Annotated in this window: 8 protein-coding genes; 6 read left to right on the top strand and 2 right to left on the bottom strand. The window is 72.8% G+C overall.

Annotation, left to right across the window (positions count from 1 at the left end):
• The coding region (locus P1V51_25105; GenBank protein ID MDF1566335.1) for a 3'-5' exonuclease at window positions 1–1,881 on the bottom strand (1,881 nt) is incomplete at its 3' end.
• A gap of 187 nt (window positions 1,882–2,068) precedes the next feature.
• Here P1V51_25105 and P1V51_25100 point away from each other — a divergent pair.
• From P1V51_25100 to P1V51_25075, 6 genes are all read left to right on the top strand, one after another.
• Window positions 2,069–2,524, top strand: a complete 456-nt coding sequence (locus tag P1V51_25100) for a single-stranded DNA-binding protein (GenBank protein ID MDF1566334.1) — start codon at window positions 2,069–2,071, stop codon at window positions 2,522–2,524.
• An 18-nt stretch (window positions 2,525–2,542) separates the two neighbouring features.
• On the top strand, window positions 2,543–4,324 hold the full coding sequence (locus P1V51_25095) for a hypothetical protein (GenBank protein ID MDF1566333.1): 1,782 nt from the start codon (window positions 2,543–2,545) through the stop codon (window positions 4,322–4,324).
• A gap of 71 nt (window positions 4,325–4,395) precedes the next feature.
• The gene (locus P1V51_25090; GenBank protein MDF1566332.1) at window positions 4,396–5,970 is read left to right on the top strand and encodes an acyl-CoA carboxylase subunit beta; all 1,575 of its coding nucleotides are present in this window, start codon (window positions 4,396–4,398) and stop codon (window positions 5,968–5,970) included.
• Window positions 5,971–6,044: 74 nt separating this feature from the next.
• A complete protein-coding gene (locus tag P1V51_25085) occupies window positions 6,045–7,502 on the top strand; it encodes an acetyl-CoA carboxylase biotin carboxylase subunit (protein MDF1566331.1) in 1,458 nt (485 codons plus the stop codon).
• The gene (locus P1V51_25080) at window positions 7,486–8,028 is read left to right on the top strand and encodes an acetyl-CoA carboxylase biotin carboxyl carrier protein subunit (GenBank protein MDF1566330.1); all 543 of its coding nucleotides are present in this window, start codon (window positions 7,486–7,488) and stop codon (window positions 8,026–8,028) included. Before P1V51_25085 ends, P1V51_25080 begins: the two co-directional genes overlap by 17 nt.
• A 55-nt stretch (window positions 8,029–8,083) precedes the next feature.
• Complete coding sequence (locus P1V51_25075) at window positions 8,084–11,446, top strand: MopE-related protein (GenBank protein ID MDF1566329.1); 3,363 nt, start codon at window positions 8,084–8,086, stop codon at window positions 11,444–11,446.
• Here P1V51_25075 and P1V51_25070 read toward each other — a convergent pair.
• A partial coding sequence (locus P1V51_25070) for an ABC transporter substrate-binding protein (protein ID MDF1566328.1) occupies window positions 11,364–12,651 on the bottom strand: 1,288 nt, incomplete at its 5' end. The two genes, P1V51_25075 and P1V51_25070, sit on opposite strands and share 83 nt — an antisense overlap.

The following is a 12,651-nucleotide window of genomic DNA, read 5'->3' as shown; positions in this document are numbered from 1 at the left end:
CGTATGGACCTCGGTCTCGCCGAAGATCGCGGCCGACAGGAGCACCGTGTCGAGCACGGGGTTCTCGAACGCCCGGTGCCGGCCGAGGAAGGCCATGTCGAACGGCGCGTTGTGCGCGACGAGGACCGCGTCGCGGGCGAAGCCGTGGAACCTGCCGACGGCCGTCTGCGGGTGCGGGGCACCGGCCACCAGCTCGTCCCGGGCGATCACCTCGTCGATCAGCCGCGGCACGACGTCGAGGAGGGGCTCGAGGCTCTCGTCGATCTTCACCCGCTCACCGGCCCGGTGGATCAGGCGGGCGCTCTGCACGTCGAGGAGGGAGAGGGAGAGGATCACCGAGGAGCCGACCCGGGTGACGCTGCCCGAGAGCAGGCGATCGCTGCCCAGGGCGCCTCCCACCTCGGCCAGGCAGGAGGCGGCGGTGTCGGTGCAGCCCAGGAGCTGCTTCTGGGCCTCGAGGCCCATGAGGGCCTGGATCTCGGCGGGGCCCACCACCTGGTAGTGGCCCCGGGCGATGAGCTCCGTCTGGAGGTACTCGCTGATCGCCTTCACCTCCGCCGGATCGGCGTTGGAGGGCGCGACCACCCCCGTGAAGGCCAGGCCCGGCTTCTTCTCCTCCTCCTGAGCCCGCGCGCCCGCCGGCGCGAGGAGGAGGAGCAGCAGGAGCAGGCCGCCCCGCCCCCGCCGGGGAGGCCGCCGGAAGTGCGGGACGAGGAGGGCGAGGAGGAGGAGGAAGCCCGGGAGGGCGCCCTCGCTGCCGGGGCCCTGGCCGCAGGCATAGATGGAGGGGACCTCCTCGGTGAACTCGACCAGGATCTCCCGGTAGTTGTACGCGGAGCTGTCCCGGTCCATCGCCCAGACCATCAGGCGGGGTGGCCCGCCGTTCCTGGGCTGGGAGAAGCTGGGGGAGGGGGTGACGAGCTCGGACTCGATGACGCCGCGCCGGACGTCATCGGGGCTGAAGGGCTCGAAGCGGGCGTGGTCCCAGTTGGCCGACCAGTGGGCGCGGCCGATCTCGACCGGGCCCCAGTCGTCCTGGTCCCTGGCGCGCACCCGCAGCGTTCCGCGATCGTCGGGGCGCAGCTTCAGGGGCAGATCGACCCCCTCGGTGTCGCTGTGGATCTCGAAGCGGGGGTCGAGCTGGAAGAAGGGCTCGCGGTCGGGCGCCTCGATCGCCGTGTCCACGCCCAGCAGCAGGTCGAAGTCACCCTCCGGCCTCCCGCCCATGACCCGCGCCAGGATGACGGCCTCGCCCGAGTGGGGGGGGCCGACCCACAGGAAGTTGGTGGTCGCCAGGGTCGGGTCCAGGTCGGTGGCCCCCTCGTTGAAGAGGCCCACGTTCGAGGTGAGGGCGTGCCACTCCACCCAGAGGTCCCGGGTCGGGGCGTCTTCGGGGTAGCGCAGGGTGACTGGCCACCATCGGCCCTCCAGCATGGCCTGGTGATCGTAGAGCTCCAGGGCCGGGTAGGTGCCGGAGAACTCCTCGGTGTTGATCTCGAAGGTCAGGGTGGTCTCGGAGGTGGGGACGTCCCGCACGAGGCAGTGGAGGACGGGCACGAGGGAGGTGTCCCAGGTGCCCGGGGAGGGGCGGAGGGTGGCGTAGACCAGGCCCTCGAGGCTGTCGTCGAGCTCCAGGGTCGTGGGGTAGGCCTCGTAGACCTCCGCGTGGTCGATGTTGCAGTCGACCTTGACCAGGTTTCCGCCGCTCACGCCCTGGACCTTGACGGAGGCGACCGTCACCCTCCCCGGCCCGAGCTGCAGGCCGAGGTGGCGCTCGGGGATCCCCCGCGCAGCCAGCGTCAGGGTCTGGGCGACGAGGGGGGCCGGGAGCCAGAGGGACCCCAGCAGGAGGAAGAGCGGGAGGCGTCGGAGGGGTGGCATGGGGTGAGGTTAGCGCAGGCGGCGCTCCGGATGTCAGGGGTCCGGGCTAGGCTCCGCACCCGCCGCGATCGAGATGGGCTTCTCATGGCGCGCGGCGCGGGATAGATCCGATGACGACCGGCGCGCCGTCCCCGAGAGGCGCGGGCGAGCCGGGCAGCACCACTCATACATAAAGAGAGAGCGAACGATGGCTGGCAGCGTGAACAAGGCGATCATCATCGGCAACCTCGGGAAAGACCCCGAGGTGCGCTACACGACCGGCGGCTCGGCGGTATGCAACTTCACGGTGGCCACCAACGAGCAGTGGAAGGACAAGGGCGGCCAGAAGCAGGAGCGGACCGAGTGGCACCGCATCGTCACCTGGGGTCGCACCGCCGAGCTCTGCGGCGAGTATCTCTCCAAGGGCCGGACGGTCTACGTCGAGGGTCGCATCCAGACCCGCGACTGGCAGGACCGTGACGGCAACAAGCGCTACACCACCGAGATCGTCGCCCAGACGGTGCAGTTCCTCGACAAGGGCGGCCAGGGCGGCGGCGGCGGCGGCGGTGGCGGCCGCGGCTACGGCGATCCGGGGCCCGACGACTTCGGCCCGCCTCCTCCGGGCTTCGACGGCGGCGGCCCGGACGACGACATTCCCTTCTAGGCCGAGCACCGAGAGAAGGTGACTCGACCCGGATCCTGGAGCTCTCTCCTCCCGGCGCTCGCCCTGCTGCTCCTCGCGAGCACGGGCTGCCCGGAGGAGGAGCCGATCGTGCCTCCAGCGGAGGCCATCGATCCGGCGGCGCTGCCGCCTCTGCCGCCGGGCCCTCCCCCCCGGAAGGCCGAGGCGCTCGCCGCCGGTGATCCCCGCGAGATCACCGAGGCGACCCGCGAGCAGCTCCGGCGGATCGAGGCCGTCTCCGAGCTCGAGGTGGCCGGCGCCCAGGAGGGCTCCTGGGCGAGCGGCCGGGCGGTGGCGGCCCAGCTGGTCCCCCGGGACGCCCGGGTGGCCCTCCTGATCGCCTCCCTCGGCGGGCTCCTCGACGACGCCGGGGCGTTGATGGACGAGCTGAAGGCGGCCGGGGTCCACTCCCGCTTCGACGTCGGCTACGCCGACGGGCTGCGCAAGGCGATGGGCACCCCCGAGCTGGGCGGCGAGGCCCTCGCGGCCGACGGGCTGATCTCGGCGGCGCCGGCCGCCCTCTGGTGGCGCCCCGGGGCCTGGGTGGCCGTCCTGCCCCTCTCCCCCGAGGGTCTCCCCGCCGGCCTCCTCGAGCGCGCCATGCGGATCCGCGCCGGCTGGCCGGGCGCCGCCTGCAAGGCGGGCACGGCGCGGGCCGGCGGGCTCGACCTCTCCCTCTGCCGGGAGGGCCGGCGGATCGCCCTCTTCCTGGCCGTGCGTGGCGAGCACCTCCTGGTCGGTGGCGCCGACGATCTCGCCGCCCTGCGCGGCGCCGTGGCGCCGCCCCGCGAGACCCTGGCCGGGCGGGTGGAGCGCGAGGCCCTGCCCGAGGTCGACGCGCCGCTCGAGCTCTTCGCCGGTGGCCTCACCGCCCTCTGGGAGGGCGCCCTCCGGGTGGGGCTGAGGATCCAGGCCGGCGGGATCACGGCCCGGGGCCGGGCGACCACCGAGACCCTGCTCCTCGAGGAGGGCTCGGCCCCCTTCGCCGCCCTCGAGGTGGTGCCCTCGAGCCTGCTCCTGCGGGCCCGCCTGCGCGGGGCGGGGCAGCTGGCCTCCTCCCTCGGCGTGAGCGCGGCCCTCACCGCGCTCTGCCCCGGCTGCCGAACGAAGGCCGACCGGGAGGCCGAGGCGGCCCTGACCGGGCTGCTCGGCGGCGAGGTCGCCCTCCTCCTGCAGGGCTTCGAGCCACAGCTGCTCCAGGCCCGCCCGGGCAAGGGCGCGCTGCCCCCGGAGGTCGTGGCCCTCAAGGGCTTCGAGCAGCTCTGGGTGGCCCGCTGCGTTGGGGAGCGCGGGGAGGCCGCGGCGGCCCTCGAGGCGCTGGTGAAGCACCTCGGCGGGCGGGGCGTGGAGGCCGAGGGGCTCGGGACGCCCGAGGCGCCGCGCTACCGCCTGCGGCGCATGAAGGGGCCGGGCGCCCCCCTCGAGGTCGAGCTCGGGCTGGCCGGCGAGCAGCTCTACCTCTCCACCCGCCCCGAGCTGACCCTCGCCCTCGGCCAGCTCGGCGCCTCCGGCGGCGGGGAGCGAGGCCGGGCCTTCTCCCTGCGCCTCGACCCGGTGCAGCTGGCCAGCGCCATCGACGCTGAGCGCCTGCCCGATCCGCCCACCTCTCTGGCCGAGGCCCTGCTGGTCTACGGGCTGGAGCTGGCGCGCTCGAGCCAGGAGCCCCTGCCCTGGCGGGTCGAGCTCTGGCCGGTGGAGCTCGAGGCCGGCCCCGCCCTCGAGCTGGAGGTCGACCTGCCCTCGCCCCGGGCCCCCTCATCCTCGCGCGCCTCCCGCCCCTAGGGCTTCTCCAGAGGGCGCTGCCCCTTTAGGATGCCCGTCCTTTCCGACAACCGGGAGATGGGACGAGGCAGATGAGCAGCAAGGCGAAGGTCGACCCCGAAATCCAGTCTTTGCGAGACCGCCTGGAGGCCCTCGAGGCCCGGGCCGAGGAGGGCGGCGGCGCCGCCCGAAAGGAGCGGCAGCACGCCGCCGGCAAGCTCACCGCCCGCGAGCGGATCGAGAGCCTGCTGGACGCGGGCACCTTCGTGGAGCTCGACCGCCTCAAGACCCACCGCTGCACCGACTTCGGGATGGAGGAGAGCAAGATCCCCGGCGACGGCGTGGTCAGCGGCTACGGCCTGGTCGACGGCCGGAAGGTCTTCGTCTTCGCCCAGGACTTCACCGTCTTCGGCGGCTCCCTCTCCCTGGCGAACGCCGAGAAGATCTGCAAGGTGATGGACCTCGCCATGCGGGTCGGCGCGCCGGTGGTGGGCCTCAACGACTCGGGCGGGGCCCGGATCCAGGAGGGGGTGGCCTCCCTCGGCGGCTACGCCGACATCTTCCTGCGCAACACCCTGGCCTCCGGGGTCGTCCCCCAGATCTCCGCGATCCTGGGGCCCTGCGCCGGCGGCGCGGTCTACTCCCCGGCCATCACCGACTTCGTGGTGATGTCCAAGGAGAACGCCTACATGTTCATCACGGGTCCCGACGTCATCAAGACGGTGACCCACGAGGAGGTCACCAAGGAGGACCTCGGCGGCGCCCTGGCCCACGCCCAGAAGTCCGGCGTCGCCCACCTGGTGGCCGAGGACGAGGCGGGGGTCATCCGCACCCTGCGGGAGCTGCTCTCCTACCTCCCCTCGAACAACGCCGAGGACGCCCCCTACGTCCCCACCGAGGATCCGGTCGACCGGCAGGATCCGAGGCTGCCGGGCCTGGTGCCGGCGAACCCGAACAAGCCCTACGACATCAAGGAGATCATCCAGGCGGTGCTGGACGACCAGCACTTCTTCGAGATCCAGGAGCACTTCGCCATGAACATGGTGGTGGGCTTCGGTCGCCTGGCGGGGCGCAGCGTCGGCATCGTCGCCAACCAGCCCATGGTGCTGGCCGGCTGCCTGGACATCGGCGCCTCGGTGAAGGCCGCCCGCTTCGTGCGCTTCTGCGACGCCTTCAACATCCCCCTCATCACCCTGGTGGACGTGCCGGGCTTCCTCCCGGGCACCGACCAGGAGTGGGGCGGCATCATCAAGCACGGCGCCAAGCTCCTCTACGCCTTCGCCGAGGCCACGGTGCCGAAGATCACCCTGATCACCCGGAAGGCCTACGGCGGCGCCTACGACGTGATGGCCTCCAAGCACATCCGGGCCGACATCAACTACGCCTACCCCACCGCCGAGATCGCGGTGATGGGGCCCGACGGCGCGGTGAACATCATCTTCCGCGAGGACCTGAAGAAGTCCGACGATCCGGTCGGCGCCAAGGACGGCCTGGTGAAGGACTACCGCGAGACCTTCGCCAACCCCTACAAGGCCGCCGAGCTCGGCTACATCGACGAGGTCATCCGCCCCGAGGAGACCCGGGCCCGCCTCGTCGCTGCCCTCCAGATGCTGGAGACCAAGCAGCAGCAGAACCCCCCCAAGAAGCACGGGAACATCCCGCTGTGAGCGCCTCCAACGGATACCAGAGGCCCTTCTCCAAGGTCCTCGTCGCCAACCGCGGCGAGATCGCCGTGCGGGTCATGCGCACCTGCCGCGAGCTGGGGGTGCGCACCGTCGCGGTCTACAGCGAGCCCGACCGGGCCAGCCTCCACGTGCGCTACGCCGGCGAGGCCTACCCCATCGGCCCGGCGGCGAGCAGCGAGAGCTACCTGCGGATCGACAAGATCCTCGCGGTGGCGAAGAAGAGCGGCGCCGAGGCGATCCACCCCGGCTACGGCTTCCTCTCGGAGAACCCCGAGTTCGCCACCGCCGTGAAGGACGCGGGCCTGACCCTCATCGGCCCGCCCGCCAGCAGCATGATCGCCATGGGCGAGAAGACCCGGGCCCGGCAGAAGATGATCGCCGCCGGGGTGCCGGTGGTGCCGGGCACCGAGGCGGCCATCGAGACCGCCGAGGAGGCCCTCGCCGAGGCCGAGAAGGCGGGCTACCCGGTGATGCTCAAGGCCGCGGCCGGCGGCGGCGGCAAGGGCATGCGGCGGGTGGACGACGCCGCGGAGCTGAAGGCCGCCTTCGAGGCCGCGCGCCGCGAGGCCGAGGCCTCCTTCGGCGACGGGCGGATCTACCTGGAGAAGTACCTGCTCGAGCCCCGCCACATCGAGATCCAGATCTTCGCCGACAGCCACGGCAACGTGGTGCACTTCGGCGAGCGCGAGTGCTCGGTGCAGCGGCGCCACCAGAAGGTCATCGAGGAGACCCCCAGCCCGATCGTCGACGAGGCGATGCGGGAGCAGATGGGCGAGGTCGCCTGCCAGGCCGCGAGGGCGGTCGACTACCTCGGCGCGGGCACCGTCGAGTTCCTGGTGGACGCCCACCGGAACTTCTACTTCCTCGAGATGAACACCCGGCTCCAGGTCGAGCACCCCATCACCGAGATGGTGAACGACGGGGTGGACCTGGTGAAGCTGCAGCTCGAGGTCGCCGCCGGCCGCCCGCTGGCCACCACCGAGTCGACCCGCCTGCCCCGGGGCCACGCCATCGAGGCGCGGATCTACGCCGAGGATCCCGAGCAGGGCTTCCTGCCGACGCCGGGCCGGATCTCCTACCTGCGGGTCCCCGGGGGTCCGGGGGTGCGCCTCGACAGCGGCATCTACGCCGGCTGGGAGGTGCCGATCCACTACGACCCGATGATCGCCAAGCTCTGCGCCCGGGGGCCGGATCGCGAGACCGCCATCGCCCGCCTGGACCGGGCCCTCTCCGAGCTGGAGGTCACCGGCCTGCGCACCAACGTCGCCTGGCTCCGGAGGGTGCTGCGCCACCCGACCTTCGTCTCGGGGCACTACGACACGGGCTTCCTGGACGCCGCGAAGGACGAGCTCCTGGCGCCCGACACCGACTCGCTGCACGAGGTGGCGATGCTGGCCGGGGCCATCTACAGCCAGGACCGCACCCGGCGCCTGGCGAGCAAGGCCCTGGGCGCCCGCGCCCCCGAGCAGAGCAACTGGAAGAACGAGGGACGCCGCCGTGGCCTCAGCCGATAAGAAGCAACCGACCCGCTACCTGGCGCTCCACGCCGGCGAGGAGCACGAGCTCCTGCTGGTGGAGAACGGCGCCGAGGCCTCCCACCGCGTGACCCTCGACGGCAAGGAGCACGTCGTCGACGCGATCTTCCTCGAGGGCGGCACCTGGTCGCTGCTCGTCGACGGCAAGAGCTACGAGGTCGACCTCCACGCCGACGAGGCCCACCCCGAGAAGATGGTGGTCTCGGTGCGGGGCCACCGCTTCCCCCTCGAGGTGCTCGACGAGCGGCGGCTGCGCATGCGCGCCGCGGGCGGGGGCTTCGAGGTCGAGGGCCGGGTCGAGCTCAAGGCCCCCATGCCCGGGAAGGTCGTGAAGCTCCTCAAGGCCGTCGGCGACGAGGTCGCCGAGGGCGAGGGCGTGATCGTGGTCGAGGCCATGAAGATGGAGAACGAGCTGAAGGCCCCCAAGGCCGGCACCCTCTCCGAGATCCGGGTCGAGACCGGCGACACCGTCGACGGCGGCACCCTGCTCCTGGTCATCGAGTAGCGTCGCGCGCGGGCTTTCGCTCGCCGCGTCGCTCCGCGCCCGCTATCCTGGGCGGATGGGCACTCTCTTCGGCCGGACCACTCTCTTCTGGGGGCTGCTCGTCGCGCTCTCGCCTCTCCTGCTCCTGCAGGGCTGCAGCTGCGGAGGCCCCGGGCTGGGCAACTGCCCGGACGAGGTCTGCAACGGCATCGACGACGACTGCGACGGCGAGACCGACGAGGAGGAGGCCTGGGCCACCAAGGGGGAGACCTGCTTCGTGGGCCTGGGGGCCTGCCAGGCCTCCGGGGTGATGATCTGCGACGAGAGCGACCGCAGCGGCCCGCTGGTCTGCTCGGGGACGCCCGGCAGCGGGGACACCGAGATCTGCAACGGCGTCGACGACGACTGTGACGGGGAGACCGACGAGGAGCCCCAGTGGAGCAACCTCAACGACGTCTGCCGGGTGCAGCGCGGCGGCTGCGTCGGCGTGGGCATCTACGTCTGCGATCCCCTCGACGCCTCCGGCCCCAGCATCTGCGACGCGATCGCCGGCCCGCCGGTGACCGAGGTCTGCGACGGCTTCGACAACGACTGCGACGGGGACACCGACGAGGGCGCGGCCTGGGCCGACCTCGGCGAGTTCTGCACCGCCGGCGTCGGCGCCTGCGCCCGCCCCGGCCTGATGATCTGCGACGCCGTCGACGAGGAGGGGCCCACCCTCTGCAACGCCGTGCCGGCCAGCCCCGGTGTGGAGGTCTGCAACGGCATCGACGACGACTGCGACGGCGAGACCGACGAGGACGCCACCTGGGCCGACAAGGGTCAGGTCTGCACCTCGGGCCTGGGCATCTGCGAGACCGCCGGCATCCGCCTCTGCGATCCCGCCGACCCGGCCGGCCCGACCCTCTGCTCCGCCAGCCAGGGGCAGCTGGGCAACCCCGAGACCTGCAACGGCCTGGACGACGACTGTGACGGTCAGACCGACGAGGACGCGGCCTGGGCGGACAAGGGGAGCCTCTGCAGCGTCGGGCTGGGCGCCTGCCAGCGCACCGGGGTGCTCGTCTGCAACCCCGCCGATCCGAGCGCGCCCACCCTCTGCAACGCCGTGGCCGGCGCGCAGAGCGCCGAGGTCTGCGACCGGGTCGACAACGACTGCGACGGCCTGACCGACGAGGACGCCCTCTGGGCCGACCTCGGCGCGATCTGCCGGGAGGGCAGCGGCGCCTGCGAGACGGTGGGCGTGCGGGTCTGCGACACGGCGAACCCGGGCGGGTCCACCGTCTGCTCGGTGAGCGCCGGCGCCGGCGGCGCCGAGATCTGCAACGGCCTGGACGACGACTGCGACGGGCAGACCGACGAGGAGGCCCCGTGGGCCGACAAGGGCACCGTCTGCACCGTGGGGCAGGGCCAGTGCCAGGCCACCGGCACCAAGGTCTGCGACACCGCCAGCCCCGCCGGCCCCACCGTCTGCTCGGCGACCCCGGGCGCGGCCGGCGCCGAGGTCTGCAACGCCCTCGACGACGACTGCGACGGCCAGACCGACGAGATCCTCTGGGCGGACAAGGGCACGGTCTGCACCTCGGGGGCGGGCCTCTGTGAGACCACCGGCACCCGGATCTGCGACACGGCGAACCCCGCGGGCCCGACGGTCTGCTCGGCGACCTCGGGGGCGGCCGGGACGGAGGTCTGCAACGGGCTGGACGACGACTGCGACGGCCAGACCGACGAGGGGAGCTGGGCGGACAAGGGCACCGTCTGCACGGCGGGGACCGGCCAGTGCCAGGCGACCGGCGTGCGGGTCTGCGACACGGGGAACCCCGGCGGCGCCACCGTCTGCTCGGCGACGCCGGGTGCGGCGGGCAGCGAGGTCTGCAACGGCCTGGACGACGACTGCGACGGCCAGACGGACGAGATCCTCTGGGCGGACAAGGGGACGATCTGCACCGCGGGCTCCGGCGCCTGCCAGCAGACCGGCATCCGGGTCTGCGACACGGCGAGCCCCGGCGGCCCCACGGTCTGCTCCGTCGGCCCCGCCCCCGGCGGCACCGAGGTCTGCAACGGGATCGACGACGACTGCGACGGCCAGACCGACGAGATCAGCTGGGCCGACCTGGGGACGGGCTGCATCGCCGGCCAGGGGATCTGCGCCCAGCCGGGCATCAAGATCTGCGACACCGGCAGCCCCTCCGGACCGACGGTCTGCTCGGCGACCCCGAGCCCGCCGGGCGCCGAGGTCTGCAACGCCTTCGACGACGACTGCGACGGCGCGACCGACGAGGTGCTGTGGACCGACAAGGGCAACGCCTGCAGCTCGGGGCAGGGCGCCTGCCTCGCCGCGGGCATCCGGATCTGCGACGCGGGGAACCCCGCGGGGCCGACGATCTGCTCGGCGAGCGCGGGCAGCCCCTCCGCCGAGATCTGCAACGGCGCCGACGACGACTGCGACGGCACCACCGACGAGGGCTGGCTCAACCAGGCGACCGGGGTCTACGACACCGACACCGCCTGCGGCTCCTGCTTCATCGACTGCACCGCGGTCTTCGACCGGGCGAACGCCTGGGGCAGCTGCGACGCCAGCGGCATCCCCCAGTGCCGGATGAGCTGCTGCACCGTCGGCGACGGGCACGCCGCCTGCGACGGCACCCACGACTACCTCGACCTGGACGTGGTCTCCTCCAACGGCTGCGAGTTCCAGATCGACAGCTCGGTGGTCTTCGTCTCGACCCTCGCCAACGGCGGCGCCGACTTCGCCACCTGCGGCGGGCAGACCACCCCCTGCGCCACCATCGGCCAGGGCCTGGCCCGCGCCGCGGCGCAGGCCGGGAAGACCCGGGTCTACGTCAGCTCCGGCGCCTACTACGAGACCGTCACCCTCATCGACGGGCTCTCCCTCCTCGGTGGCTACAACCCCGTGACCTGGGGCCGGAACCCCGCGGCGAACACCACCGCGCTCTACGGCAACAGCGGCCCGGGTCACCGCAAGGCGGTGATCGCCGACGGCATCACCACCGGCGCCTCGATCGACGGCTTCGTGATCTACGGCGAGAACGCCGCCGCTCCGGGGGAGAACAGCTACGGGATCTGGGTGCGCAACAGCAACGCCGCCCTCCTGATCTCGAACAACGTCGTCTGGGCCGGCAACGGCGCCCCGGGCAGCGAGGGCGGCGGCGGGACCAACGGCACCAGCGGCGGCAACGGCGGCGCCGGCCTGGCCGCCTACGACACCGGCTCCCTCCAGTGCGTCGAGAACTGCGCCGCGGGGATGGAGAACGCCGGCGGCGCCGGCGGCGCGAGCGGCGCGGCCTCCTCCACGGCCTGGTGCGCCGAGCCCGGCTTCCCCGCCGGCTACTGGCCCGTCACTCGCCTGATGGGCTGGTGGCGGCGGTCGGGTCGTCCGCCAGCCAGACGTGGCGCAGGGCGGCGAGGTTGTGGTCGGTGAGGATGCGGGTCTGGACCACGCCCACGAGGTCCCGGAGGGGTTGCTGCGCGCCGGGGTCGTCCACCGGCAGACCCCGGATCCGGGGGTCGAGGAGGGACCCGATGGTGTCGAACTCCGCGTCCTCGGGCGAGCCGCCCACCAGCGGGATCAAGGTGGCGTCCTCGAGCAGGGCCTCTTCCAGGGCTCCGTAGAGGGCGATCCGATCGGCCTGGCTCACGGCGCGATCCAGGCGCTCGTAGATGGAGGCGATCCGGGAGCCCCGGCCGGTGCGGGCGCGGTTGCGGTTCGCGATGTAGGTCAGATAGGGCCAGGGCTCGGTACCGTAGTAGGGGTAGAGGAAGCCGCCGACCGTCGCGTCGATCTCCCCGATCTCGAGGTTGCGCTCCATCGCCGCGACCACCAGCTCATGTCGCTCGACCCTCCAGCCGGCCTCGGTGAGCTGCGAGGCAATCTCCTCGCAGCGCCGGCGGAAGACCTCCAGGCAGCCCAGGCGCAGGGTGGGGGGCGAGGCGGTCAGATCGATGCCCGCGGCCTCGAGCAGGGCGGCCGCCCGCTCCCGGTCCAGGGAGAAGCCCTCGACGCTCGGGCGATAGGCGCTGAAGCGAGGATCGAGGAAGCGATGGAGGGGCACCGCGGGGGGGTGGGCCAGCGCTGCGCGGTCCAGGCTGAAGCCGATGGCGCGGCGCACCCGCGGGTCCGCCAGCAGCGTGCCCTCCCGGGCGGAGAGGACCAGCTCGCTCAGGTAGAAGGCGATGCTCTTCACGGGGAGCCTCACCAGGGCCGGGCGACCTTCGCCTTTGGCCTTCGCCAGGAGGGCCTCCCCATCGTCACCGAACGAGCCGATGAACAAGCCGACCTGCGCCCGGCCCGAGTCGAGAAGCCGGATCCTCCGGAGGAGGTCGGGCTCGAAGGCGAGCACGACCTCGTCGAGCAGGGGCAGTGGACCGAGGACGGGGTCCGAGTCCCAGTAGCCCTCGAAGCGCTCGAGGCGCAGGGTGCCCGGCTCCAGGGCCTCCACCTGCCGGAAGGGGCCGGTCCCCGAGAGGTGGGAGAGATCGGTGAGGGACTCGCAGGCCGCGACGTCGGCCGGCAGGAGCCGCACCTCGGCCAGGCGCTTGCGCGAGAAGATCACCGGCCTCACCAGCTCGACCCGCACCTCCCGGGGCCCGGTGGCCTCCAGGTGCTCCACCGGCAGGCTCTCGAGC

This window comes from Deltaproteobacteria bacterium (assembly GCA_029210625.1).
Classification (GTDB): Bacteria; Myxococcota; Myxococcia; order SLRQ01; family SLRQ01; genus JARGFU01.
The sequence above is the reverse complement of the archived record's forward strand: the minus strand, read 5'-3'. Positions and strand labels throughout refer to the sequence as shown.

Bases quoted from the DNA above. Each gene is read 5' to 3' on its own strand.
- P1V51_25100 (MDF1566334.1), top strand. From the start codon at position 2,069: ATGGCTGGCAGCGTGAACAAGGCGATCATCATCGGCAACCTCGGGAAA.
- P1V51_25090 (MDF1566332.1), top strand. From the start codon at position 4,396: ATGAGCAGCAAGGCGAAGGTCGACCCCGAAATCCAGTCTTTGCGAGAC.
- P1V51_25085 (MDF1566331.1), top strand. From the start codon at position 6,045: ATGCGCACCTGCCGCGAGCTGGGGGTGCGCACCGTCGCGGTCTACAGC.
- P1V51_25075 (MDF1566329.1), top strand. From the start codon at position 8,084: ATGGGCACTCTCTTCGGCCGGACCACTCTCTTCTGGGGGCTGCTCGTC.